The sequence below is a fragment of the Paenibacillus sp. FSL K6-1230 genome (assembly GCF_038002385.1).
Taxonomy (GTDB): domain Bacteria; phylum Bacillota; class Bacilli; order Paenibacillales; family Paenibacillaceae; genus Paenibacillus; species Paenibacillus massiliensis.
The window spans coordinates 2,264,615-2,290,822 of the sequence record NZ_JBBOCK010000001.1 but is presented as its reverse complement, the minus strand read 5'-3'; the positions used below and the strand labels follow the sequence as shown (position 1 = coordinate 2,290,822).

At 48.8% G+C, this 26,208-nt stretch carries 21 protein-coding genes; all 21 read right to left on the bottom strand.

Translation table 11 applies throughout. The features are described 5' to 3' along the window. Window positions 1-14 precede the first annotated feature (14 nt). The 21 genes from MKX74_RS10120 to MKX74_RS10020 all read right to left on the bottom strand — a co-directional run bounded on the left by MKX74_RS10120 (window position 15) and on the right by MKX74_RS10020 (window position 26,016). The gene (locus MKX74_RS10120) at window positions 15-1,694 is read right to left on the bottom strand and encodes a ribonuclease J (protein WP_018883347.1); all 1,680 of its coding nucleotides are present in this window, start codon (window positions 1,692-1,694) and stop codon (window positions 15-17) included. A 612-nt stretch (window positions 1,695-2,306) separates the two neighbouring features. Further along, complete coding sequence (dapA, locus tag MKX74_RS10115) at window positions 2,307-3,170, bottom strand: 4-hydroxy-tetrahydrodipicolinate synthase (protein ID WP_341178257.1); 864 nt, start codon at window positions 3,168-3,170, stop codon at window positions 2,307-2,309. 33 nt (window positions 3,171-3,203) lie between these two features. Further along, the gene (gene dapG, locus MKX74_RS10110; protein ID WP_028589356.1) at window positions 3,204-4,421 is read right to left on the bottom strand and encodes an aspartate kinase; all 1,218 of its coding nucleotides are present in this window, start codon (window positions 4,419-4,421) and stop codon (window positions 3,204-3,206) included. Between the two features lie 37 nt (window positions 4,422-4,458). Further along, window positions 4,459-5,496 (bottom strand): aspartate-semialdehyde dehydrogenase, encoded by a 1,038-nt coding sequence (locus MKX74_RS10105; protein ID WP_341178256.1) that lies wholly within the window; start codon window positions 5,494-5,496, stop codon window positions 4,459-4,461. Between the two features lie 316 nt (window positions 5,497-5,812). Continuing rightward, window positions 5,813-6,403 (bottom strand): dipicolinate synthase subunit B, encoded by a 591-nt coding sequence (locus MKX74_RS10100; RefSeq protein WP_018883351.1) that lies wholly within the window; start codon window positions 6,401-6,403, stop codon window positions 5,813-5,815. Beyond that, a complete protein-coding gene (dpsA, locus tag MKX74_RS10095; RefSeq protein WP_341178255.1) occupies window positions 6,400-7,299 on the bottom strand; it encodes a dipicolinate synthase subunit DpsA in 900 nt (299 codons plus the stop codon). The genes MKX74_RS10100 and dpsA overlap by 4 nt, the downstream gene beginning before the upstream one ends. Before the next feature lie 133 nt (window positions 7,300-7,432). Continuing rightward, the gene (dut, locus tag MKX74_RS10090; protein ID WP_033411980.1) at window positions 7,433-7,885 is read right to left on the bottom strand and encodes a dUTP diphosphatase; all 453 of its coding nucleotides are present in this window, start codon (window positions 7,883-7,885) and stop codon (window positions 7,433-7,435) included. Next, window positions 7,857-9,122 (bottom strand): M16 family metallopeptidase, encoded by a 1,266-nt coding sequence (locus MKX74_RS10085; protein ID WP_341178254.1) that lies wholly within the window; start codon window positions 9,120-9,122, stop codon window positions 7,857-7,859. Before MKX74_RS10085 ends, dut begins: the two co-directional genes overlap by 29 nt. Window positions 9,123-9,218: 96 nt before the next feature. Then, window positions 9,219-10,208: a polysaccharide deacetylase family protein gene (locus MKX74_RS10080; protein ID WP_445667262.1), complete on the bottom strand. Its 990-nt coding sequence runs from the start codon at window positions 10,206-10,208 to the stop codon at window positions 9,219-9,221. A 169-nt stretch (window positions 10,209-10,377) separates the two neighbouring features. Next, window positions 10,378-12,480: a polyribonucleotide nucleotidyltransferase gene (pnp, locus tag MKX74_RS10075; protein ID WP_341178252.1), complete on the bottom strand. Its 2,103-nt coding sequence runs from the start codon at window positions 12,478-12,480 to the stop codon at window positions 10,378-10,380. Window positions 12,481-12,771: 291 nt separating this feature from the next. Further along, on the bottom strand, window positions 12,772-13,041 hold the full coding sequence (gene rpsO / locus MKX74_RS10070; protein ID WP_025679857.1) for a 30S ribosomal protein S15: 270 nt from the start codon (window positions 13,039-13,041) through the stop codon (window positions 12,772-12,774). Window positions 13,042-13,202: 161 nt separating this feature from the next. Beyond that, entirely contained in the window at window positions 13,203-14,150 is a 948-nt protein-coding gene (locus tag MKX74_RS10065; protein ID WP_341178251.1) for a bifunctional riboflavin kinase/FAD synthetase, read from the bottom strand. A gap of 47 nt (window positions 14,151-14,197) precedes the next feature. Further along, complete coding sequence (truB, locus tag MKX74_RS10060) at window positions 14,198-15,121, bottom strand: tRNA pseudouridine(55) synthase TruB (RefSeq protein WP_341178250.1); 924 nt, start codon at window positions 15,119-15,121, stop codon at window positions 14,198-14,200. Continuing rightward, the gene (locus tag MKX74_RS10055; RefSeq protein WP_341180552.1) at window positions 15,118-16,095 is read right to left on the bottom strand and encodes a DHH family phosphoesterase; all 978 of its coding nucleotides are present in this window, start codon (window positions 16,093-16,095) and stop codon (window positions 15,118-15,120) included. Before MKX74_RS10055 ends, truB begins: the two co-directional genes overlap by 4 nt. Before the next feature lie 22 nt (window positions 16,096-16,117). Continuing rightward, window positions 16,118-16,471, bottom strand: a complete 354-nt coding sequence (gene rbfA / locus MKX74_RS10050; RefSeq protein WP_018883361.1) for a 30S ribosome-binding factor RbfA — start codon at window positions 16,469-16,471, stop codon at window positions 16,118-16,120. 21 nt (window positions 16,472-16,492) lie between these two features. After that, window positions 16,493-18,997: a translation initiation factor IF-2 gene (gene infB / locus MKX74_RS10045; RefSeq protein ID WP_018883362.1), complete on the bottom strand. Its 2,505-nt coding sequence runs from the start codon at window positions 18,995-18,997 to the stop codon at window positions 16,493-16,495. Then, window positions 18,990-19,313 (bottom strand): L7Ae/L30e/S12e/Gadd45 family ribosomal protein, encoded by a 324-nt coding sequence (locus MKX74_RS10040; RefSeq protein WP_025679865.1) that lies wholly within the window; start codon window positions 19,311-19,313, stop codon window positions 18,990-18,992. Before MKX74_RS10040 ends, infB begins: the two co-directional genes overlap by 8 nt. Further along, complete coding sequence (gene rnpM, locus MKX74_RS10035; RefSeq protein ID WP_018883364.1) at window positions 19,306-19,617, bottom strand: RNase P modulator RnpM; 312 nt, start codon at window positions 19,615-19,617, stop codon at window positions 19,306-19,308. Before rnpM ends, MKX74_RS10040 begins: the two co-directional genes overlap by 8 nt. A gap of 23 nt (window positions 19,618-19,640) precedes the next feature. Next, the gene (gene nusA / locus MKX74_RS10030; protein WP_341178249.1) at window positions 19,641-20,738 is read right to left on the bottom strand and encodes a transcription termination factor NusA; all 1,098 of its coding nucleotides are present in this window, start codon (window positions 20,736-20,738) and stop codon (window positions 19,641-19,643) included. A gap of 116 nt (window positions 20,739-20,854) precedes the next feature. Then, window positions 20,855-21,316, bottom strand: coding sequence for a ribosome maturation factor RimP (gene rimP, locus MKX74_RS10025; protein ID WP_025679867.1), 462 nt, complete (start codon window positions 21,314-21,316; stop codon window positions 20,855-20,857). A 383-nt stretch (window positions 21,317-21,699) separates the two neighbouring features. Next, window positions 21,700-26,016, bottom strand: a complete 4,317-nt coding sequence (locus tag MKX74_RS10020) for a PolC-type DNA polymerase III (RefSeq protein ID WP_341178248.1) — start codon at window positions 26,014-26,016, stop codon at window positions 21,700-21,702. Window positions 26,017-26,208: the final 192 nt, after the last annotated feature.

Below are 26,208 nucleotides of genomic sequence, written 5' to 3'. Positions count from 1 at the left end.
TTTCAATCTATTAATTATACTTCCATAATGATCGGCAAGATCATTGGTCTGCGGCGAGTCTGTTCATACAGGAAGCGCCCCAGAGCATCCTTGACATTCGTCTTAAGGGAAGCCCATTCATTTACATTCTCACTCATCAATCTCTGCAGCGTGTTGGATACGATACGATTGGCCTCATCAAGTAATCCTTCTGATTCCCTTACGTATACAAATCCACGAGATATGATGTCTGGACCCGATACGATGGTTCCGTCCTGCTTGCTCAACGTGACCACGACCACCAGAATTCCGTCCTGCGACAACAGCTTACGGTCGCGCAATACGATATTACCTACATCGCCTACACCCAGACCGTCGATCAACACATTTCCTGCCGTTACTTTACCGGCCTTGCGTGCTGAACCGCCCTGAATTTCGACAACCTCACCAATATCCGTAATGAAGATATTATCATGCTCCACACCAACGGATTCCGCGAGCAATGCATGTCTGCGCTGCATCCGATATTCACCGTGAATTGGAATGAAGAATTTAGGCTTCATCAGGTTCAGCATCAGCTTAAGCTCTTCCTGACTACCATGGCCAGATACGTGAACACCCGGGTTGGCACCACTGTAGTATACTTCAGCACCTAGCTTGAACAAATCATCAATGGTGCGTCCTACATATTTCTCATTACCAGGTACAGGTGTCGCAGCAATGATCACTGTATCACCAGGCAGAATGTCCACCTTACGGTGAGTCGAGCGAGCCATGCGTGTCAAGGCTGACATTGGTTCTCCTTGGCTACCTGTGCACAGAATTACGACACGGTCTGCGGACATCTTGCCTACTTCTTCAGGCTCAATAAGCATTCCATCTGGAATGTTCAAGTATCCAAGATCTTCAGCGATTCCTACCACGTTCACCATGCTGCGGCCAATGACTGCAATCTTGCGTCCTGTCTTCTCAGCAGCATGAACAACTTGTTGGATACGATGTACATTAGAAGCGAAGGTTGCTACTACAACCCGCTGTCTGGATTTGCGGAAGATATCCTCAAGCACAATCCCTACGCTCTTCTCTGAAGGCGTGAAGCCAGGCTTCTCTGCATTCGTACTGTCAGACAAGAGGGCCAGTACACCACGGCTACCGATCTCAGCCATACGCTGCAGGTCAGCATAGTGCCCATTTACTGGTGTATGGTCGAACTTGAAGTCTCCCGTGTGAACAACAGCACCTTCTGGCGTATCAATACACACACCTACTGAATCCGGAATACTGTGGTTCGTGCTGAAGAACGATAGGCGAAGATTAGTTCCCAGCTTGATCTCGGAGTCTGCATGGATCAGAATACGCTTCGTCTCGCCAAGCAGATTGGCTTCCTTCAGCTTATTCTCCACCAGCCCCATTGTCAGCTTCGTACCATATACAGGCACATTCAGATGCTTCAGCACGTACGGGAGACCACCAATATGGTCTTCATGACCGTGCGTCAGCACAATCCCTTTTACTTTGTCACGATTTTCCGTCAAGTATGAAATATCAGGAATAACCATATCTATTCCGAGCATATCTTCCTCAGGAAATTTGAGTCCGGCGTCCACCACCACAATATCATTGGCGTATTGAACCACGTACATATTTTTCCCGATTTCACCGACGCCGCCCAAAGCAAAAATCAGCAATTTATCGTTGTTTGTTTTCTTAGACAAAAGAATCTAAACCTCCTATGGTAGTTGGACGTCGTACCTTAATTTATTCAGCAATTTAGCAACATATCAAGCGCATAAGACAGCAATGTATGCAGATCACGCTGCTGAAATCCGGACACATTCCTGCAAAGCGTTGTCAGATGATGCAAACGCATATGCAAAATTAGTGCTTTGTGATTTACAAAACACGAAATTTCAAAATATTACCGCACCCAGTCACTTGCAATCATTATACATGATTAAAAAGCGAAAAAACAAGTCGCCTGTTTGTCATTTACAGGTTACCCCGTAATAGCACATCCCATGACAACGCAGTATAGCAGCAATGTTGTCAATATATGCTTACCTTAAAGGAAGGATACAATGCAGTAAAAAACATGGTCATTCTGCAGATCTGCCCATAGCCACGTGGCGATAGACCTGCTCATTAATTAAGCATAAGACAATCGTCTTTCGGCGTACTTTCATACAAGGTCAGACCGAATTAGTGGGAGATTTCTTGCGTTAATCGAATTGTTCTGCTCCGCTGAAAACTTATAAATCCTATTATCAAAACAAAAAGGGCGTCCCGCCAGCTCTGGCCTCGGACACCCTTCAATGCAATCGCATTATTTATTCATACAGCTGTTTAATCAAAGCTTTCTCTGAATCATTCGGCGCAACGAGCGGAAGCCTCACGGACCCTACATTCAAGCCCTTCAGCTCCAGTGAATACTTCACCGCTACCGGGTTGGGGCATTCAAACAGCCCCTTGAATACAGGCAGCAGCTTACCATGAAGCTTAGTCGCCTCTTCTATACGCCCAGAGATAAAGGCATCCATCATTTGCTTCATCTCCGCACCAACGACGTGACTGGCGACGCTCACAATACCATAGGCACCAACAGACATGGCTGGCAATCCAGAGGAATCATCACCAGAATAGACTTTGAAGCCTTCCGGTGCACTACGGACAATCTTGCCTACCTGCTCTGTCGAGACACACTCCTTCGTCGCTACAATATTGTCGATCTGAGCCAGTCGCAGTGTCGTCACACTGGACATACTTACTGCTGTACGTTGCGGAACATTATACAGCATAACAGGCAACTTCGTAGCTTGCGCTATACTTTCAAAATGCCGGAATATGCCTTCCTGATTTGGCTTGTTGTAGTAAGGCACCACAAGCAGTACCCCATCCACTCCCGTGCGCTCTGCTGCCTGGGTCAAATGAATGGAATGGCGGGTGTTATTGCTTCCTGTACCCGCTATAATCTTGCAGCGACCTGCTGCCTTCTCTACAGCAAAGGAGAACAGCTTTATTTTCTCCTCATCACTGAGCGTAGGTGCTTCTCCTGTAGTTCCGGATATAACAAGTGATTCGGACTTCTGAACATCTATCAAGTAATCCATCAATTGAGCGGTGGCTTCCCAGTTAATCTCACCTTGCTCGTCGAATGGAGTAACCATAGCTGTAATTAATCTGCCAAAATCCAAGCTTGCTTCCTCCCTTCCTACTTCATGCAAAATCTAGCGATGGAGCTCAAACTTGGCATGCAACGCACGCAAAGCCTGAACCATATCTTCCTTCTTGACGAGAACCCATATGGTTGTATTGGAATCCGCTGATTGCAGAATAGGAATACCAGCTACGGTCAATGCCTCTACGATCATGGCCATGATGCCGGGAACGCCATTAATGCCACCACCAATAACCGACACCTTGGCACAGCCTGATAGAATCTTAGGCTCAAGCCCAAGCTCTCCCAGCACCTGTAGCGCCTTGACACCATCCTGATCTGACACCGTATATACAGCTCCAGTAGGAGTCACATTGATAAAGTCAACACTGATTCCGTGCTCAGCCATCGTCTTGAACACCTTCAGTTGCAGTTGTTCAATTCCTGCCTCCGTCTCCACGGTAATCTGCGTAACATTTCCCACGTAGGCAATCCCAGTGACATAACGATCCACTACACCTGGCTGCACCTTCGTGAAGCCTTCCGGATGAGTCACCAAGGTCCCCTCGGATTCCGAGAATGTCGAGCGCACCCTTACAGGAATGTTAGCCTGCATGGCAATCTCGACAGCACGCGGGTGAATGACCTTTGCTCCCTGATAAGCCATGTTGCAAATTTCATTATAGCTGACATACGTAAGGGGGCGTGCATCCTCCACAATCCGCGGATCTGCCGTGAGAATGCCGTCTACATCTGTATAGATATCTACTATATCAGCATGCAAGGCGGCTCCAATAGCTGTGGCTGAGGTATCGCTCCCCCCCCTGCCAAGTGTCGTGAAATCTCCCTGTTCATCCTGCCCCTGGAAGCCGGTAACAATAACGACACGTCCCTGCTCCAGCTCTTGTAGCACCCGATCCGGGCGAATATCTACAATACGCGCATTGCCGAACTGGCTATCCGTCAGGAAGCCGGCCTGTGCTCCTGTCAATACCGTCGCCTCAATGCCCTCATGGCAGAGGAGACTGCACAAGGTGGCTGCGGAGATAATCTCCCCACAGCTCATAAGCAAATCCCGCTCCCGGGTAGGCAGACTGTCCCCATTACTCGCAGCCCAGCCCAGCAGAGTATCGGTAGCATATGGCTCACCTATGCGCCCCATAGCAGATACGACCACGACCAGTTGATATTGATTAGCCAGTTCTCTTTTAATATGTCCAATAACAAGCTCACGGGCTTCAGGTGTAGATAGTGAAGTTCCCCCGTATTTTTGCACTAATATCCCCATTACCTATTTCTCCTCTACGGTAGACACCTTTGGAACCTTATGCTTTCTTTGCTGCGATGATCTCGGCAATCTGAACAGCATTCCATGCTGCGCCCTTAAGCAGATTATCCGATACGATCCACATATTCAGACCGCGGCTATTGCCCAGGTCCTCCCGAAGACGTCCTACAAAGACATCCAGTTCACCCGCAGCCGTCGTAGCCAGCGGATACGCTTGATTCGTTGGATCATCCACCAGTGTAATTCCAGGGGCCGAGGCCAGAAGCTCTCGTACATCCTCCAGCTTGTAATCCTGCTTCAGCTCGACATACACGGATTCCGAATGCCCGTAGACGACAGGAATGCGCACACATGTAGCCGTTACCGACACGGACTCGTCATTCAGGATCTTCTTCGTTTCACGAACCATCTTCATTTCTTCCAGGGTGTAACCATTATCTTGAAATTTATCAATTTGCGGTACTGCGTTGAAGGCGATCTGATGCTTAACAGGCAGGGCACCTACAGGAAGAATGTCCGGCTCAAAAGCATCCCCATTCAGCACTGCCGCCGATTGTCTGTTCAATTCGCTAATTGCTTTGGCGCCAGCGCCGGATACAGCTTGATAGGTCGATACGATGATGCGTTCAATTCCATAGCGGTCATAGAGCGGCTTCAAGGCCGCTACCATTTGAATGGTAGAGCAGTTCGGATTCGCAATAAGACCATTGTGCTCAAAGATCTGATCTGGATTCACTTCTGGGACCACCAACGGAGTGTTCGGGTCCATGCGGTACGCATTGGTATTGTCAATGCAGACAACTCCACGTTCAATGGCATGAGGAGCCAATGCTTTACTTACGTCTCCGCCTGCACTGAATAATGCAATATCGACACCTTCGAAGCTCTCAGGGGTTGCTGTTTCTACTACGATATCTTGGCCCTTAAAGTTAATGACTGTGCCAGCAGAACGCGGAGAAGACAGCAGCTTGAGTGTCTTAATCGGAAAATTCCGTTTTTCCAGCAATTTAATAATTTGCTCTCCAACCGCACCTGTTGCTCCAACGACAGCGACATTAAACTCTACATTGCTCATCTGGCATATCTCCTCTTCTAATCGCACTCATTAATAGTTGCTGCATACAGAACACGTCTATCGTCGTATTCACGATGAAGACCGACCGCAATTCGCGGTCATTTTTTCTGATGACGACAGAATCACTCTGCCCTACTAAAAGCTTATGAATCATGCCATCATAAATAAAACTAGCATTTTGCCAGCGCACATCTCACTCAGCAAAATGCACGAAAGGCCCTTCCTCTTACTCATCACACGTACAAGGAAGGAATATATAATTCTTCAGCTTAGCTGAATTATTACCTGGATGTTAGCTTGGTCTGACCGTTATGCGTTAGTCATGACGTTCAATAATCATGGGCTGTAGCTGTTGTCCTTGTATGGCAGCATAGCATGCTTCTGGAATAATCGACATTTTGGCCACTAGTGAGTTAGGCTTCTGCTGGGGATTATCCTGACCGAAAGGTACGAAGTATATGTTCTTTGCAACCAGTAGCTTAGCGATATTGGCAGCATTCAAGCCCAGACCATCATTGGTCGAAATGGCGAGGACAAGCGGTCGTCCGTTCCTCATCTGTGCTTTGGCAGCCATCAGCACAGGACTGTCAGTCATCGCATTCGCAAGTCGACTGATCGAATTGCCGGTGCACGGCGCAATGACCAGTACATCCAGCAACTGCGAGGGGCCTAGCGGCTCAGCCTCCACAATTGTAGAAATGATATCATTCCCTGTTATATCTTTCAACTGTTTTTGCCAACTTTGCGAGGTGCCAAACCGCGTGTCTGTAGTCATGACCGTATTGGAGACAATCGGAATTACCTTAGCCCCACTGTCTACAAAACGTTGAATAACGGGCATCACTTCCTCAAAGGTACAGTGAGAGCCCGTAATTGCATAGCCAACTGTTTTACCCTGCCAGTTCATTTGCCTTCCCCCCGATTCGGATTATCTTCCATTAACAGCTGCACCAATGCATTTGCCATAATCACGCCTGCCGTCTTGGGAGCTACGATGCCGGGGAGTCCCGGAGCCAGGATCGCCTTAATGCCGCGTTTGGCAGCATATCGGTAATCACATCCGCCGGGGGAAGAAGCAATATCTATAATCACTGCACTTGTCTGCATTCTGGACAGGATTTGTGCTGTGATTATCATAGAGGGTATCGTATTAAAAATCAAGTCAATCTCCCCGACCTCATCGGCCAGATCCCTTGTCATAAAAGGCCTCCAGCCCATCGCACTTGCTCTTGCTGCTTCCTCTCGCAGCTGTATTCCTACCTGCACATTAGCACCAAGCCCTTGCAGCGTCCTGGCCAGAGTAAAGCCGGTTCGGCCCAGCCCCAGTACCATACAGCGCGCCCCATGCAGCGTGATATCCGTATTCTGAATTGCCATCATAATGGCGCCCTCTGCTGTGGGGATGGAATTATAGATGGCAACATCATCGCGCTCCAGCAGCTCTACAAGCCTGAGATTGTACTTATCACACAACTTTTGTAAATAAGGTTTGGCCATTCCCGTATACACCACACAATGAGGCGGTAAAGCGGACGCATGCTCATGCTGAAAGTGAAGTGGCTGTTCCGTAAAATCAGCCTTCACACTCCCATCCTCTTCACAGCCTACCACTGGCAGTACAATGGCATCTGCAGATTCAAAAAGCCGGACACTCAGCTTCTCGTTGCTCACACCCTTAAGCTGATCGGCGATCCGGTCAAAACCAACTACACTTACAGTCGCATCCATATCTACACACTTCCGAATGACCTCAAGCTGCCGTGCATCACCGCCAAGAATGACGGTACGAACTCCTGTCAGCATCTGGACCTCACCCCTTTCCCAGATACGGTATGCATTATCCTATGCATTAGCCTGTGAAGGGTGATACGCAGCACAAAAAACCACTCCAGAATTGGAGTGGTCTAGTGTCATGCGCTCTATTGTCATGTTTTCTTTATTTCCCTGTGTGACCAAAGCCACCTGCACCGCGTACGGTCTCGGATAGCTGATCCACTTCCTTCCACAGCACCTCAGGCACCTCCTGAAACACCATTTGAGCTATACGCTCATGACGAGTGATGGAAAAGGGCTCCTGACCAAGATTAATGAGTAGCACCTTGATTTCTCCCCGATAGTCCGCATCAATAGTTCCTGGTGTGTTCAGGCAAGTAATGCCATGCTTGAGAGCCAGTCCGCTGCGTGGGCGGATCTGTGCCTCGAGTCCTCCTGGCATAGCTATCGCAATTCCTGTCGGGACCAGACAACGCTGTCCCGGCTCCAGCACCAGCGGCTCATGCACAGCAGCATGAAGATCAAAGCCAGCAGCGAGCTCAGACATTTTGCGAGGAAGCTGAATATCCTCATTGCCTGCCAATCTGTTAATTTCTACGTAATGCGGCAAGTTCATTCCTCCTCATTCCCGAGATAGGGGCATCCGATGCGCCTACCATCGCCAGTGCAAATGGCTGTGAGAACACACGGTCCAGCACAGCATGCACATCATCCATCGTTACTCGTTCTATTTTACGAATCATTTCATCCAATGTATAGTGCTTGCCTAGCATCAGTTCATTTTTGCCCAATCGATTCATTCGACTGCCTGTGCTCTCCGAGCTGAGAATCAAGCTACCCTTAAGCTGCTCTTTGCCCTTGCTCAGCTCATCATTCGTCAAGCCATGGATAGCAACATCTCGCAGCAGTTCATGCGTGAGCTCAAGCACATCCTTCGTCTGCTTAGGAGCGGTTCCCGCATAGATCGTCAGCAGACCACTGTCTGCGTGAGAGCTATGATAGGAATAGACGGAATAAGCCAGACCGCGCTTCTCGCGAATCTCCTGAAACAGCCTGGAGCTCATACCGCCGCCAAGGGCATTATTGAGCAGCACCATAGCATATTGCAGATCATCGCCGATACGGTTGCCCTGGAAGGACATACAAATATGATTCTGCTCTGTAGCCTTCTCATGGAATATAAGATCACCGTTAAAGGCAGGCTCTAGCAGTGCAGGAGATTGTCCATGGTTGTTGAAATGTCCAAAATGACGCTCCAACAGCTCAACTACATCATCATTAATATTCCCCGCAAGACTGATTACGGTATTTTCAACCGTATAGTGCTCTTTCATGTAGCTTCGTAAGCTGGAACTGTCCATTGCATGCAGCCGTTCCTCAGTACCAAGAATGGGGTAAGCAAGCGGATGCTCCTTGTAGGCTGCTGTAGCCACCAGATCATGCACCAGGTCATCAGGAGTATCCTCATACATGGAGATTTCCTCCAGAATAACGTTTTTCTCCCGGCTGAGCTCCTCCTCATCCAGCTTCGAATGGAAGAACATATCTGATAACATATCAACGGCAATCGGCAAATGCTCATCAAGTACCTTGGCATAATAGCAAGTGTATTCTTTAGACGTAAACGCATTGACATTTCCGCCGATGGAATCGAACCGTTCTGCGATATCCTTGGCAGAATAACGTTCTGTTCCTTTAAATAGCATATGTTCAATGAAATGGGTTACTCCATTTTGCGGCAGCAGCTCATTTCTGGACCCGGCCTTCACCCAGATCCCGAATGAAACGGAGCGATAGTTCGGAATCTTCTCCAGAACTACCCTTAGCCCATTGCTTAGCTGTATTCGTTCCACGCATAGTCCTCCTAATTAACATAGACTTACCTACTCTGGCATAATTAAAAACAAAAATGCCCGTACAATCCCTTCATCGTAACAGAAAAATACGCATCACTCAACCTGTGTGGATGGTACACGTCTGGAGGAAAGCGTCTCACTGACGGTTCCAAGCGTCAGCCCCTTACTTCTGATGCCCTGAATCATGCCTTTGAGTGCCTGGGAGGAGGAGGAGGTTGGATGCATCAGAATAAGAGCCCCTGGCTCTACTCGTTTGGTGATTTTATTCACGACAGCACCAGGCTCTGGCTTTTTCCAGTCCACTGTATCCAGAGTCCAGAGCACTGTCCTTAGCCCGGCTTCCGCAGCAACCTCTATCGTCTCTTGGTCAAAATCACCCGATGGGGGTGCGAACCAGACATTTTTCACCCCTAATGTATCCTTGAGCAGCTGCTCCGTCTTGGTAATCTCCAATCTCGCCCGCTCCCGGCTAACTCTGCTCATGGCTGGGTGAGAATAAGCATGATTACTTAGCTCATGTCCTCGCTTCTGAATGGTTTTGGCTAGCTCCGGATTCTTCTTCAGCCAGCTACCATCCAGGAAAAAGGTCGCCTTCACTCCCTCAGCATCCAGCGTATCCAGCATAGGCACAATGAATTCATTGCCCCACGCTACATTGATCATGAATGCAACCATCGGCTTGTTCGGATTCCCACGATAGGTTGGGTGTTGTCCGAGCTGTTCAAGCTGGACCTTCGGTGCAACCTCTTTGTAAATATACTTTATTGGCGTGCCAGGGGCTGCCAGTGCCTGTCTGTAAGTCGCCTCTACGTCAACCTCAAGTCCATTATAGCCCGGGATTGCCTTCCAGATCGGGTCCATACGCGCATCTACGGCTGGCTTGCTTCGTGTCTTCGCCTCGGCCTGGATCTGCTCTAATAGTGGCTGCTCCGCTACAGATGCTGCAATGGCGGGTACAGAGTTGCTGTGCTCCAAATGTCTATTTCTCATGTCCTGCAGGTAATCGCGTACTCCAGTGAGTTGTCCAACTAGCAGCACGGCTGCTGCGCTGATGACAATGACTGCCGCTTTATTAGACCTCATTCTCATTCATCCTTCCGCTAGCCTTTGTCCCCAATTTATGCAAGGCGGACAAGGTTTATGCCGTCAGGATGAGCAAGCATGGCAAAAGAAAAAAGAGCCAGAAATCACTCTCTGCCTCTTTGACTTTTATATGCTTTTTGTGAAACGATAACGCTTCTTCTCATGCTGCCTAGGACTTAGCAGGATCCTCGGCTGTCAGCACAGCTTTACGGGATAGATTCACGCGCCCTTGCTGATCAATCTCGGTCACCTTCACGGTAATAGTATCACCGATCGCTACTACGTCCTCAACCTTGCCGACACGCTCAGTGGAGAGCTGTGAAATGTGCACAAGGCCGTCCTTACCAGGCAGGATTTCTACAAACGCACCGAACTTCTCGATTCGCTTAACGGTTCCTACATAGATCTCGCCAACAACCACTTCGCGAACGATACCTTCAATGATTGAACGTGCTTTTTCATTCATTTCCTGATTGGAGGAAGCGATGAACACACGGCCATCCTGTTCGATATCGATCTTGACGCCAGTCTCTTCGATGATCTTGTTAATGATCTTGCCACCTGCGCCGATTACATCACGGATCTTGTCCGGATTAATGAACATCGTGATAATCTTAGGTGCATATTGTGACAAAGTCGCTCTTGGAGCCTGGATAGCCTCCATCATCTTGCTCAAAATGAACAAGCGGCCTTCCTTCGCCTGCGTCAGTGCATCCTGCAAAATGTTACGGTCGATTCCATCGATCTTGATATCCATTTGGATCGCCGTTACTCCTTCCGCAGTTCCAGCTACCTTGAAGTCCATATCCCCGAGATGATCCTCCATACCCTGAATATCCGTCAGAATGGAGACATGCTCCTGATCCTTGATCAGACCCATAGCTACACCAGCCACTGGCGCCTTGATCGGCACACCTGCATCCATCATTGCCAGCGTGCTTGCACAAATGCTAGCCTGTGAAGTTGAACCATTGGATTCAATAACCTCAGATACCAAACGAATCGTGTACGGGAATTCCTCTTCCGAAGGAATAACCTTGGACAGAGCACGCTCACCAAGAGCACCATGCCCGATCTCACGCCGACCTGGAGCACGCAGCGGACGAGCTTCGCCCACGCTGAACGGAGGGAAATTGTAATGATGCATGAAGCGTTTAGTTTCTTCCAGAGAGATCCCGTCCAGAATCTGTACATCTCCCAGAGCACCAAGAGTACATACGCTAAGCGCTTGTGTCTGACCACGCGTGAACAGACCGGAGCCATGCGTACGCGGAAGCAGACCTGTGTCAGATTCGATTGGACGAATTTCGTCCAGCTTACGACCATCTGGTCTTACCTTATCATGGGTAATCAGACGGCGTACCTCTTCCTTCACAATGTCATAGAGCACTTCATTCACGTCTTTCATGAATTCCGGTGTGTCTATGTATTTCTCTTCAAAATGAGCCACAGTCTCTGCATTAATCGCATCAATTGCGTCCTGGCGAGCATGCTTCTCAGCAATGCTTACAGCCTCAACCAGTCGTGCAGCAGCAAATTCACGCACTTCCTTGTTAACGGACTCGTCTACCGCATGCAGCTTGACTTCCATTTTTTCCTTACCAGCAATCTTCACCAGTTCTTCAATGGTAGCTACAATGTTCTTGATCTCGTCGTGTCCGAACATGATTGCTTCCAGCATCGTCTCTTCAGGAATCTCATTGGCTTCTGCCTCTACCATCATGATAGCGTCCTTCGTACCTGCAACCACAACATACAGATCACTTACGGTCTGCTGTTCAATGGTTGGGTTAATCACGAATTGGCCTTCAATACGTCCTACAGCCACTCCACCAATCGGTCCGTTGAAAGGAACGTCCGAAATACTGAGGGCAGCAGAAGTACCAATCATAGCAGCAATTTGCGGCTCACAGTCCTGATCCACACTCATGACCAGATTCAATACCTGTACATCATTCCGGAAGCCTTCTGGGAACAGTGGGCGAATCGGACGGTCTGTCAGACGGCTGGCCAGAATAGCCTTCTCGCTCGGACGACCCTCTCTTTTAATGAATCCACCAGGTATTTTACCAACAGCATATAGTCTCTCTTCATAGTTCACAGTGAGTGGGAAAAAGTCCAAATCCTTAGGCCCACTGGATGCTGTAACTGTACACAATACGGCTGTGTCACCATATCGAACCATTACTGCTGCATTTGCCTGCTTAGCCAGTCGGCCTGTCTCCAGGACCAGCTTTCTTCCGCCAAGCTGCATCTCAACTTGTTGTTGCATGGGATCCCTCCATTCTTCAAAATAGTTACTTCGGCATAAAACAAGTATTTCCTGCTTCACGCGTATTCATAATGGATGCAAACCGCTCACTTCAAATGTATTGGATTGTATCCATAAATCAAATCATTTATATTAAGAAATCTTCAATGAACATACTGCATTGCAATGAAAAGTTTGTCCATTTATAAATTCGATTATCTTAAAAAATAACCTGGCTGCTGTCCGCAGTCGCCTCCTAAGGGACAAGCGGTGAACAACCAGGTTGTTTTTTTTGGATAGCTTATCTAAAAATTAACGACGCAATCCAAGTCTTTCGATCAACGCGCTGTAACGTTTAACGTCAGTCTTCTTCAGGTAAGCCAAAAGCTTACGACGTTGACCAACCATTTTCAGCAATCCACGACGGGAGTGATGATCTTTCTTGTGCGAACGAAAGTGGCTTTGCAAGTTAACAATGTTCTCCGTAAGGATCGCGATTTGTACCTCTGCAGAACCAGTGTCGGATTCATGAGTTTTGTACTCACCAATCAATTGTTGTTTGCGCTCTTGAGTCAATGCCATTCTGTTCACCTCCTTCATTATAATCGCCATTAGCCTCGTAACCGCCGGTGAGAGCGAGAAACCAAGCTAAGGTTCAGTGTTGCTTGACACAACATAAAACAGTATAGCACACCAGCATGTCCTATGTAAATCATGGAATGCTGTTTTGCATGAATTTACATCTATTCAGCTGAGGAGAGCAATTGGCGTGCTGTGTCCGCATCATGGCCAATCTGAGCCACCAGTTCATCCACAGAAGCAAATTTCCGTTCAGGTCTTATGTAATAGTACAAATCAACCTTCACCTGCTCGCCGTAAATATCCTCCGCAAAATCAAACAAGTGTACCTCAAAGGAAGGTCGAGTTACTCCATCGTGGAAGGTAGGCTTCACACCCACATTCATAACCCCGCTGTACACCGCGTCTCGTACATGAGCTTTCACAGCATACACGCCCTTCGTCGGCATTACAAATTTATCCTCTAGCTGCAAATTCGCTGTCGGAAAACCAATCGTCCGTCCGCGCTTCTCACCGTCCGCTACGATTCCACGTACTCGGTATGGACGCCCCAGCCAGCTACGTGCTCTTGCAAAGTCTCCGTCTTGAAGTGCACGACGAATACCCGAGCTACTGACCTTCTCTCCATTCAGCTCATAAGGAGGTACCGTCTCAACCTGCATTTCTTGCCCGCCCAACTCACGTAGCAGGGCTTCATTGCCTTCACCGCGGTATCCGAAGCGGAAATCAAATCCAACTACAGCCTGCTTGACCTGAAGCGGGAGCAACAATTGCTGTACAAAGTCAGATGGAGATACCTGCGAGAATTCCGGATTGAATTCCACAATATATAGAATATCCACTCCCATGGATTCCAGTACCTCCTGCTTCTCAGCAAGTGGCGTAAGATAGCCTTCGTAATCCCCCTTCTTCATCACTTCCTTCGGATGAGGGTAGAAAGTCATTACGGCTACGGGATATTCATATTTCCGGCCGAATGCAATCGCATTGCGGATCACACTGGCATGTCCCATATGAAGGCCGTCAAATTGGCCAATAGCCATCACCTGCGGACGTCCCCATGTCTGCAGTAGCTCCGGTAAAATTGGGTACGACAGTGATACGGTTATCATATGATTTCACCTGCAATTCATCTTCGATTTCACGGGAGCCCGTGCATCTATCCATTGCCTGGAAGAAATACCTTCACTGGTGCAATAGCGCCCGATGATTCTTCGCGCTTGTAGATTCCAAGAAACTGTCCATTCTCCCGATAAAGACGAATCGGTTGATCTGTACTTACAGGAGGATGAACTACAGTGAAGGACAGACGCTGTCCCTGTAATGCTGCTGTCGCCTTGGCTTCCTCAACAGTATGTGAGGCTAAGAAGGATATCGCCTCATCCACAGGAATCAGATATTTATCCAGGGTCCCATCTGCAGCATACTGCTCAATCTGCTCCAGCGTCAAGCAACGATCGAGAGGAATCCCTGCCGACATCGTACGCTGCAGCTCTACCATCGTAGCTGGCAATCCAAGCGCTTGTCCAATGTCTACACATAAGGTTCGGATATAGGTTCCCTTCGAGCATAGTACGCGGAAGGTAATATCCGTAAAATAGTCATGATGTGCACACTCCGTCATTTCGATCTCATGTATAGTTACCTGGCGACTCTTTCGCTCAACGGTCTTTCCCGCACGAGCCAGTTCATACAATCTCTTACCATCAACCTTGACGGCAGAGTACATCGGCGGCACCTGAGAAATGGTTCCTATGAACTGCTCCAGAACCGCCTTGGCTTCCTCCAAAGTCACATGACTACCATCTGCCTGCTCCAGAACGGTTCCCGTCAGATCTTCCGTATCTGTCGAGATGCCAAGGCGTAGCGTGGCTCGATATTCCTTGGGCTGCTCCTGTACATATTCGACGACACGCGTAGCTTTGCCCAAGCACAAGGGCAGTACGCCTGTCACCTGTGGGTCCAGCGTCCCTGTGTGTCCGATACGCTTCATACGCAGCAATCTGCGAGTCTTAGCAACGACGTCATGAGAGGTGAAGCCCGCTGGCTTGTATACAGGTAGTATTCCTTCCCAGTGGCTCATAGCATCTCCTTCGCCTTCATAACGATCTGGTTCATCGCCTGCTCCAGCGAGTCCTCGATACGACAGCCAGCGGCACGTACATGCCCCCCGCCACCGAAGCTCTGAGCCAGAGCCGCAACATCGACATGACCCGCAGAACGAAGACTGACCTTGACAGACTGCTCTTCTACTTTCTTGAATAGAATGCCGACTTCCACACCCTCGATATTTAGCGCATAGTTCACAATGCCCTCAAGGTCTTCATTAATAGCACCACAGGCAGCCATCGCTTCCGGCGTTACATAGACCCAGGCAATTTTACCATCATCCGTCATGGACAACGTCTGCAGTGTATTCGTTAGAATCCTGAACTGGGATCGGGTCAGCCGCTCCAGAAGCATTTCTGACAAGCCTGGGCCATCCACTCCGTAAGTCAGCAGCTTCGACGCAATAGCCATAACCTTCGGCGTAGTATTGGAGTAGCGGAATCCGCCTGTATCCGTCAACAGCCCGGTATACATAGCTGTAGCAACGTTAACATCCAGCTCCAGATCGAACTGCTCCAGTAGATCAAACAGGATCTCAGCCGTTGCCGCTGCATCCGTCTTGATGAGGTTCACGGCACCATATCCGTTATTGGTCGGATGATGATCGATGTTCAAAATAAGGGCATCCTCCGCAAAATACTGCTCGGTTAGTCCAACCCGTCGGTAATCAGCACAATCGACAGCAATGACCCGGCTATACTTCCGTTCAAGTGGCTGAGCCGACAAATCATGTATTTGATCGGCGTTCCACAAGAAACGCATTCGCTGCGGAATCGGTCCCTCATTCAGCATTATGAATTTTTTGCCCAGACATGAGAGAAGCCAGCCCACCGTTAAGGTGGAGCTGACTGCATCTCCGTCAGGCTGTACATGCGACACGATCAGGTAATCATCATGCTCCATCAGAAATTCCTTTCCTAGTTGAAGCGCCTGTTCATAAGTGTGCATCGCCGTCTCCTTTACATTCAGTTCAAGATTGTTCTTCTTTCTCGATATCACTCAGCAGTCTCTCAATGCGGCTGCCGTAGGCGATGGACTCGTCGATCTTGAAGATCAGCTCAGGCACATGACGAAGGCGGATACGTTTACCTACCTCCGAGCGAAGAAATCCGCTTGCCTTCTCAAGTCCCTTCAGAGACCCCTGCTTCTGTTCCTCATCGCCCAACACACTTAGATATACTTTGGCCTGTGACAAATCGTTGGTTACCTCTACACCGGTTACTGTAATAAAGCCGATGCGCGGGTCCTTTAGTTCCGACTGGATTAAAAGACTCAGTTCCTTTTTGATTTGTTCACTGACTCGTCCCGTACGTATTTTAGCCATGGATGTTCTACCTTTCTGCCCTTAGCGCTCCACGGTCTCCATGACGAAGGCTTCAATAACATCCAATTCCTTCACATCATTGTAGCCGTCCAGAGTAATACCGCACTCGTAGCCTTGTGCAACTTCCTTGGCATCATCCTTGTAGCGTTTCAAGGAATCAATCTTGCCTTCGAAAATTACAATGCCGTCACGGATGAGACGCGCTTCTGCCGAGCGAGTAATTTTACCGGAGGTCACCATACAACCAGCAATCGTACCGACCTTGGTAACTTTAAATGTACTTCTTACTTCAGCATGCCCGATAATATTTTCTTTATAGATTGGATCAAGCATTCCCTTCATGGCCTGCTCAATCTCTTCAATTACATTATAGATAACGCGATGCAGACGGATATCTACCTTCTCAGACTCAGCTGTAGCTTTCGCCTGATTATCCGGACGGACGTTGAAGCCGATAACGATCGCATTCGAAGCCGCCGCGAGAATAATATCCGATTCATTGATAGCACCCACGCCATTATGAATAATCTTGACGCGAACACCTTCTACTTCGATCTTGTTCAAGGAGCCCTTAAGCGCCTCGACCGAGCCCTGCACGTCACCCTTGATAATAACGTTCAGATCCTTCATTTCGCCGTCTTTAATGTGCTGGAACAGGTCATCCAGGGTAACTCGAGTATTGCTGCCCAGCTCGGACTGACGATGAGTAATAGCACGTCTGTCAGCAATCGCACGAGCTTTACGCTCATCCTCGAACACCATGAATGGATCACCAGCCAGAGGCACCTCTGTCAGACCTGTAATTTCTACAGGCGTAGATGGGCCAGCTTCCTTCAAACGGCGACCCTTGTCGTTCACCATCGCACGCACACGACCGAAGCAGTTACCAGCTACGAAAGCATCCCCGACTTTCAGCGTACCGTTCTGCACCAAGATTCGCGCTACAGAACCGCGACCTTTGTCCAGCTCGGCTTCAATAATCGTACCACGAGCACGCTTATTAGGGTTAGCCTTGTATTCATTGACCTCGGCTACCAGCAGAATCATCTCAAGCAGATCCTCCAGCCCCATGCGCTGCTTGGCAGACACGTTTACGAAGATCGTATCGCCGCCCCACTCTTCAGGTACCAATTCATATTCAGTCAGCTCTTGCTTGACTTTATCCGGATTCGCATCCGGCTTGTCAATTTTGTTGACAGCCACAATGATCGGAAGACCTGCAGCCTTGGCGTGATTGATCGCTTCAACGGTCTGTGGCATGACACCGTCATCTGCTGCCACGACGATGATCGTCATATCTGTTACTTGAGCACCACGAGCACGCATCGCTGTGAAAGCTTCGTGACCTGGCGTATCCAGGAAAGTGATCTTCTTGCTATTAATCTCAACCTGATAAGCACCAATATGCTGGGTGATACCGCCAGCTTCTCCGCCCGTTACGTTCGTGGAACGAATCGCATCAAGCAAAGTCGTCTTACCATGGTCAACGTGACCCATGATGGTAACAACTGGTGGACGTGTAACCAAGTTAGCTTCATCGTCAACCTCTTCTACAGTCTCGAAGCGGTCTTCTTCAACTGGAATCTTCACTTCAACTTCAACACCGAAGTCACCGGCAAGCAGCAAAATAGTGTCCATGTCAAGCTCTTGGTTGATTGTCGCCATTGTACCAAGGGTAATCAGCTTCTTGATTACCTCGGATGCATCCTTGTGGAGCAGCTTAGCAGTCTCGCCTACAGTCATCTCTCCACGCACAATAATCTTCTTAGGCGTGTTGTCGATCTTCTCGCGACGCTCTTGCTGTTGGCCTCCACGACCTCGGTTATTAAACTTACCGCCTCGGTTATTGCCACCTTTGTTGCCACCACGGCTATTGTTACGATTGCCGCCCTGACGGTTGTCATCAAAACGGTTCTGTCCCGGACGGCCGCCACCGCTATTGTTGTTACTGCGGTTGCCGCCACGATTATTGCCGCCTCCGCTTGAATTACTGCCCGAACCACTGCGTTCGGCTGTTCTTACTGGAGCTCCACCATCACGTTGTCCACCTTGCCCACCTTGTGGACGGCTATTAGCTGTCGCTGTACCTGCAGGACGGTTACCGCCTTGCGGACGAGGCGAGGAGCCTGTATTACCTTGACTACCTTGGCGCGGTGCGCCACTGCGATTTGCATTTGACTGACTGCCTTGACTGCGGGAAGCACTTCTTTGACTTGAGTTTTGGTTTGAGTTTTGGTTTGGTTTATTATTCATACTTACCTGCTTTTCCTGTTGATTTTTGGACTGCTCTGTTTTCTGGGAACTGATCTGGGCAGTTCCGCTGTCACCAGGCTTCGCAGCACTGGATTTAATATCCTTGAAGAACTTTTCAACCTTGCTAACCGAATCGTTCTCCATTACACTCATGTGATTGTTAACGGGAATGTCCAGCCTCTTGAGGATGGTAATGATTTCTTTGCTGCTCATATTCAACGATTTGGCATATTCGTATACCCGCAATTTATCTTTGCTTTCCTGTTTACTCAATATACTCCACCTCCGACATGATCCCAGCATGTTTTACGATCAGCTTCGCGAACCCTTGATCCAGAACTGCCAGCACCACCCGTTCAGGCTTGCCGACACTATTCCCTAAGCTTTCCCGGTCAAATCCTATCAGTAGAGGAATGTTGTAAGACCCGCATTTATCACGGAATTTTTTTTGAGTATTCTCTGAAGCATCTTTAGCAAGGATGACCAGCTTGGCTTCGGAAGAGCGGACAGCCTTTAGCACGATTTCATCGCCGGTTGCCAATTGGCCTGCCCTCATCGCGAGCCCTATATTAGACAGTGCTTTATTCATCATCATCAGCCCTGTGTTGTGCCGCTAGGAATTCTTCCTCGGCGGCAGCGAAATCACGAGCAAGCTGTTCGTGAATTTCCGGTTGTACTTGATGTTTGAGCGCCCGGTCCAACGCTTTATTCTTCTGAGCCAGCTTAAAGCAAGCAGCCTTGCCGCACAAGTAGGCTCCGCGGCCTGATTTTTTTCCGGTCAGATCAATCAGCACCTCATCTTCAGGGGTCTTGACGATGCGGATCAGCTGCTTTTTAGGCATCATTTCCTGACAAGCCACGCACTTGCGCAGTGGTATTTTTCTCTGTTTCATGACCACACCCCCTCTAATTGCCACTAATCGACGGATACGGAATCCTGATGCATTTCTCCATCGGATGTTCTCGGTCTGCCGAATTCCTCTTCCGCCTGCGTCTCACTCTTAATATCGATCTTCCATCCAGTGAGCTTGGCAGCCAGACGGGCATTTTGTCCTTTGATACCAATCGCAAGGGAGAGCTGATAATCCGGTACGATTACTCGTGCCATCTTCTCTTCTTCAAACACCTGTACTTCCAGTACCTTGGATGGGCTGAGTGCATTTGCCACATATTCATCCACATTATCAGAGAAGCGCACGATGTCAATCTTCTCACCACGCAGCTCGTTCACGATGGTCTGGACACGAGTCCCTCTCGGGCCAACACAGGAGCCAACCGGATCGACTTCTGTATTTCTCGAATACACAGCAATTTTGGAGCGGAAGCCTGCTTCACGCGCAACGGAGCGAATCTCAACGACACCATCAAAGATCTCAGGCACCTCGAGCTCGAACAGGCGTTTGAGGAGGCCTGGATGCGAGCGAGACAGCATAATTTGCGGCCCCTTGGTGGTGTTCTCTACCTTAGTAATGTAAGCCTTGATTCGATCCAGATGATTGAACTTCTCGTTCGGCATGAGCTCGCCCAGCGGAAGCACAGCTTCTACCTTACCCAGATCCACATAAATATTACGCAGATCCTGACGCTGCACCGTTCCAGTAACGATGTCCTCTTCTTTGTCTACGAAGGCATTGTAGATCAGACCACGCTCAGCTTCACGAATCCGCTGTGTGACAACCTGTTTGGCCGTCTGTGCTGCGATGCGTCCGAAATCACGCGGTGTAACTTCGATCTCCGCAATATCCTCCAGTTGGAAATGTGGGTTGATTTCGCGGGAAGCTGGCAAAGAAATCTCCGTACGCGGGTCCAGCACCTCTTCCACAATCAACTTGCGGGCATATACCTTAATTACCCCAGTATTACGGTTCATATCAACACGTACATTCTGAGCCGTATTAAAATTACGCTTGTAGCTGGAGATCAAAGCGGCCTCAATCGCCTCGAACAGAACATCCTTACTGATGCCCTTCTCTCTCTCCAATTCATTCATTGCTTCAATAAAATCCATACTCATGGACTTGTTTCTCCCCCTTTCATATCATGGCGCCCTGCTATGAGAAAGCTTGCTGATACATCAAGGCCGCCTCTCACCGCAGGACTAAACAGTCATTCATGTGTGTGTGTCAAGCATTAAAATATGATCGCCAGTCTCGCTCCCGCTACCTTGGCATATGGCAATGTATACGTTTTGTTACCTATTTGAACCGTCAGCTCATCGTTCTCAAAGGAAACCAGCTTGCCTTCGAATTCCTTGAGACCGCTTATTGGTTCGTAGGTGGTCACAAACACATTTTTCCCAACGGCCTTGGCTACGTCCTGTGCCTTCTTCAGCGGACGCTCGGCTCCAGGAGAAGATACCTCCAGGAAATAAGCATCAGAGACCGGATCATTCTCATCCAGCTTCTGACTGAGAAATTCACTGATCATACTGCAATCGTCCAGATCAATACCGCCATCCTTGTCAACGAAGACACGCAAAAACCAGTTACTTCCTTCCTTGACATATTCGACATCGACCAGTTCGAAGCCATGCTCAAGTAAATAAGGTTGGACCATTTCTTCCACGATAGATTTGATCTTTGGTGTGCTCAAAGATTATAACCTCCAAGAGTATCGTTTCCAGTTCGCCTGCTATGGTACATAAACCAAGCAAGCTGAACTCAAGTGATGTTGTCGGCGTTTACAGCCAACGGGCTGCCTTTTTATGGCGTAATATATGAAGTTATCCAGAGAAGCAATCCAAGTAGATCAGATTACTTGTCGGGCAGCTTTCGTTAGTTACAGGGCATAGGACATGAGAAAATCATCAATTTCGGGCGAATTTCATCTGTAGCAAATATGAAAGAGTGGGTTTCCCCACTCTTTTAGCAACGAGCCTATATCCGTAATTACCAAAAAAATTATACCATACCATAATGTAAGTGACAAGTGCCGGGACTTGACTGAATCCGTATCCCGCAGCAACGCATTGACTGCTAGAACAGTGACAATTGATTGCTTTCTGGGAGTCCACGGAAGCAGCCCATTTGCGACAGCAATTCAATAATCGTCTTACTTGCCTTGGATTTCTGCTGGAAGTCCTCAACGGACAAGAATTCTCCCTGCTCGCGAGCTGCGGCAATGTTACGTGCGGCATTCTCACCAATCCCCTGTAAGGCACCGAATGGAGGAATCAATGCATCGCCATCCACCTTAAAGCGTGTCGCCTCGGAACGGTACAGATCAATCGTCTTGAAGCTGAAGCCGCGGGCAGTCATTTCGAGTGCCATCTCTAGTATTGGCAGCATGTTTTTCTCCTTCGGCGGCGCCTGGAAGCCTAGCTGTTCAATCTCCACAATTTTACGATAGATGGCCTCATAGCCCTGACAGCAAAGCTCAATATCGAAATCTGCGGCACGAACAGAGAAATATGTCGCATAATATTCGATCGGGTGATATAGCTTGAAGAAGGCTGTACGTACGGCAGAGATAACATAAGCCGCGGCGTGCGCCTTAGGGAACATGTATTGGATTTTCAAGCAGGAATCAATGTACCATTGTGGCACCTTGCATTTCTTCATCTCCTCGATCCACTCTGGCGGCAGCCCCTTACCCTTACGAACACTTTCGGTAATTTTGAAGGCAAGGCTGGCATCCATGCCCGCTTTATAGATCAGGAACAGCATGATATCGTCACGACATCCGATTACTGTCTTGATGTTACAGGTTCCATTTTTGATCAGATCCTGCGCATTTCCCAGCCATACGCCCGTACCGTGAGACAATCCCGAAATCTGCAGCAAATCCGCAAAGGATGACGGCTGTGATTCCACAAGCATCTGCCTTACGAACTTTGTTCCCATCTCCGGTACCCCGTAAGTGGCCACTGGGGTTCGAATCTGTTCGGAAGAAACACCCAGAGCCTCTGTGGAGTTGAACATGCTCATGACCTTTGGATCATTCATCGGAATGCTAGTCGGATCAACACCCGTCAGATCTTGCAGCATTCTCATCATGGTCGGATCATCGTGGCCCAGAATATCGAGCTTCAGCAGGTTCGCATCGAAAGCGTGATAATCAAAGTGTGTCGTCTTCCATTCTGCATTCGTATCATCGGCCGGGAATTGAACCGGAGTAATGTCCTCAACTTCCATATAGTCAGGAACAACCACAATCCCGCCCGGATGCTGCCCGGTACTCCGCTTAACCCCTGTACAGCCAGAAGCAAGACGGTTCAGCTCGGCCCCGCGCCATCTTTGGTTATGCTCTTCTTCGTATTTCTTGGCGAAGCCGAAGGCAGTCTTCTCCGCTACCGTACCGATCGTTCCTGCCCGAAATACACTTTTTTCCCCGAACAGCTCCTTCGTATAGTTGTGAGCCGTCGGCTGATACTCACCGGAGAAGTTCAAGTCGATATCGGGAACCTTGTCCCCCTTGAAGCCCAGAAAGGTCTCAAACGGAATATCCTGCCCTTCTCCCTTCAGTTTACCTCCACAGTGCGGGCAATCCTTGTCCGGGAGATCGAATCCGCTCGGAATACTTCCGTCGAGGAACCACTCACTGTATTTACATTCCGAATTGACACAGATGTAATGCGCAGGAAGCGGGTTAACCTCCGAAATACCGAGGAAGGTCGCAACGACTGAGGAGCCAACTGAACCCCGTGAGCCTACCAGATATCCATCCTGATTCGATTTCTTAACGAGACGCTCAGAAATAAGATAGTTGGCAGAGAAGCCGTATTTAATGATTGGCTCCAGCTCCTTCTCCAAGCGAGCCACCACTACTTCAGGCAGATCCTCTCCATATATGGACTTGGCTGTTTCATAGCAAGTATTTCGAATTTCCTCATCTGCTCCCTCCAGAACTGGAGTGAACAGCTCATCCGGGAACAGCTTCAGCGATTCAAAGCGATCCGCGAGATCATTTGTGTTGGTAACAACGACTTCGAACGCCTTCTCTTCCCCCAAAAACTCAAACTCTGCCAGCATTTCTTCGGTGGTCCGCAGATGAGCATCTGGCTTGCGCATTCCTTTAAGTGGACTGAAGCCCGTGATCCCATGAATGGTAATATCCCGGTACAGCTTATCTCTTGTCTCCAGGTAATGTACATTGCCCGTAGCAATGACTGGCTTGCCTAGTCGATCTCCGATATCACAGACTTTGCGAATAGCTATTTTCAGCGCTTCGGGATCACTCACCAGCTGCTTCTCCACCAGGTGCATGTACATCGTAAGAGGTTGAATCTCCAGCACATCATAGAAGGCCGCTACCTCCTCAGCCTCTTCCACCGACTTGTTCAGCACCGCCTCGAAGAATTCACCCTTCTCACAGCCAGAGATGATAAGAAGCCCCTCTCGCATCTCTGTCAGCTTGGACTTGGGGATACACGGAACGCGCTTGAAGTATTCTGTGTGAGACATGGAGACCAGCTTGTACAGGTTTTTCTTCCCGACAGGATTGAGCGCATAGATGCAGCAGTGGAACGGGCGTGCTGTAGACAGATCCTTGCCGACATAGTCGTTCAGTCTGTCCAGCATGGTCATTCCCTTCAATTGCGCCGCATCATTCAGCAGTCCATTCAATACTCCGCCGAGCGCAAGCGTATCATCAATGGCCCGGTGGTGACTCTCCAGTGCTACTTTATATTTATCTGATAAAGTGTTCAGCCTGTGATTCTTCATCGTTGGAAAGAGCATCCGTGCCAGCTCCAAAGTATCCAGCACCGGGTTTTGCAGCTCCGGTAACCCCATCTGCTTCAGGGTAGCCTGGATAAAGCCGATATCAAAGCGGGCATTATGAGCAACAAGCACTCCATCCCCCACGAATTCGACAAATTCTCTCATAACAGGCTCGACATCCGGAGCATCCTTCACCATCTCATCATTGATATTGGTCAACTGCTGAATATTGTAGGGAATTCGTTCATGCGGATTGACGAAGGTAGCATAACGGTCAATTTCCTTACCCTCCTGCATTTTGACAGCAGCAATCTCAATAATCTTGTTCTGGGTTACGGATAATCCCGTCGTCTCGATATCAAATACGACAAAGGTAGCCGTCTTCAGCTCCAGTGGTACGGCCTGCATGACGACCTCTACCGCATCATTGACGACATTGGCCTCTACTCCGTATATCATTTTTATATCATTCTTTTTGGCTGCCTTCGCAGCTTCTGGATAACACTGCACACCACCATGATCGGTCACGGCAATCGCCTTATGCCCCCATTTGGCTGCAGTCTTCACATACGTATCTATCGAGGTTACCGCATCCATCGTGCTCATCTTCGTATGGAGATGGAATTCGACTCGCTTCACGGGAGCGTTGTCCTTGCGCGAAGGCGGAGCCTGAACCTCAACCAGATCAGAAGGAATCATCGCGAGCTCCGGTACCTGCATGAATCGGTCATATTCGACACGTCCGCGTACCTTGACCCATTTACCGTTGGCCAGCAGGCTAAGGATCTTAAGGTCCTCCTTGGTCTTGGCGAACATTTTCATCTGTAAAGAGTCAGTAAAGTCAGTCAGGTAGAAGGTGAACAGCGTACTGCCGTTTCTTAGTTCTTTGCGATCCAGACCGAAGATCGTCCCCTGCAGGGTCACCTTCTTCTCCTCATCCTGAATCTCTTGCATTGGAACAGCTGGCTCCTTGATATCATAGCCAAACTGAAGTCGAACATCGCCTTCGTCCTCATCTGCCGGTGGCATTTCCGACTCAATGCTCTCCATCATGGCTTGGATGACTTCCCGTTCCTCTTCAAGCTTCTTCTGCTGGAATTCTTCCAAGGCTGCCTGATCTGCCTCTCCCGCCTGAATTTTAATACGAAGCGGAACATGGAAATACTGATTGTAGAAACGGATGATCGCCTGATCAATCTGCTTCTTGCGGGCAAGCTCCAGTGACATGGCGTCTGTCATGTTCAAGGTCAACAGCCCCTCTTCCCATTCCTGCCCTGCTCTCGTTAGCCACCCATTCACAGAAGGAATCTCTCTATGCACCCACTCCAGGAACAATCTCCAATACTCTTTAACGATTGCTTCATGCTCCACAGCCTCTGCATACTGGAACCCGAAGGTGATCTTGGCGATATGCTGCAGCTTCTCTTGAATCCGCAGACAGAAGGTTCGATATACCTGGGCAGGTACAAGCGTCTCCTTGTGCAGAATAATATGCCATTCTTTATTAGCCTTGCTGATCTCTACCCGCTCAATTCGTCCATCCAGAAAATAGGGATCAACGACAGCCGCCGGCATCTCAGCCTGCTTCATCAATAATTCCAGCCTATGTCTCTTATCGACAGTTCCGCTCATGCTTTCCCCTCCTGGAACTTTGAAATCTCCTGTTCTCTCACATCATTATATCAGGATATCAGAATTAGTTGATTGAACAATACTACGCTTATATGAAGGAGCTATACGAAAAGGATGCTTATACATACGATGCCTATACATAACGGCGCTTGTATGAACGCCCATGTAAAAAGCTTCTGTGCGTCACTGCTC

Coding starts and splice junctions, on each gene's coding strand:
- dapG (WP_028589356.1), bottom strand. CDS start 4,421: ATGGGGATATTAGTGCAAAAATACGGGGGAACTTCACTATCTACACCT.
- MKX74_RS10105 (WP_341178256.1), bottom strand. CDS start 5,496: ATGAGCAATGTAGAGTTTAATGTCGCTGTCGTTGGAGCAACAGGTGCG.
- MKX74_RS10100 (WP_018883351.1), bottom strand. CDS start 6,403: ATGAACTGGCAGGGTAAAACAGTTGGCTATGCAATTACGGGCTCTCAC.
- dpsA (WP_341178255.1), bottom strand. CDS start 7,299: ATGCTGACAGGAGTTCGTACCGTCATTCTTGGCGGTGATGCACGGCAG.
- dut (WP_033411980.1), bottom strand. CDS start 7,885: ATGAACTTGCCGCATTACGTAGAAATTAACAGATTGGCAGGCAATGAG.
- MKX74_RS10080 (WP_445667262.1), bottom strand. CDS start 10,208: ATGAGGTCTAATAAAGCGGCAGTCATTGTCATCAGCGCAGCAGCCGTG.
- pnp (WP_341178252.1), bottom strand. CDS start 12,480: ATGCAACAACAAGTTGAGATGCAGCTTGGCGGAAGAAAGCTGGTCCTG.
- rpsO (WP_025679857.1), bottom strand. CDS start 13,041: ATGGCATTGACTCAAGAGCGCAAACAACAATTGATTGGTGAGTACAAA.
- MKX74_RS10065 (WP_341178251.1), bottom strand. CDS start 14,150: ATGATAACCGTATCACTGTCGTACCCAATTTTACCGGAGCTACTGCAG.
- truB (WP_341178250.1), bottom strand. CDS start 15,121: ATGAGCCACTGGGAAGGAATACTACCTGTATACAAGCCAGCGGGCTTC.
- MKX74_RS10055 (WP_341180552.1), bottom strand. CDS start 16,095: ATGCACACTTATGAACAGGCGCTTCAACTAGGAAAGGAATTTCTGATG.
- rbfA (WP_018883361.1), bottom strand. CDS start 16,471: ATGGCTAAAATACGTACGGGACGAGTCAGTGAACAAATCAAAAAGGAA.
- MKX74_RS10040 (WP_025679865.1), bottom strand. CDS start 19,313: ATGAATAAAGCACTGTCTAATATAGGGCTCGCGATGAGGGCAGGCCAA.
- rnpM (WP_018883364.1), bottom strand. CDS start 19,617: ATGAAACAGAGAAAAATACCACTGCGCAAGTGCGTGGCTTGTCAGGAA.
- nusA (WP_341178249.1), bottom strand. CDS start 20,738: ATGAGTATGGATTTTATTGAAGCAATGAATGAATTGGAGAGAGAGAAG.
- MKX74_RS10020 (WP_341178248.1), bottom strand. CDS start 26,016: ATGAGCGGAACTGTCGATAAGAGACATAGGCTGGAATTATTGATGAAG.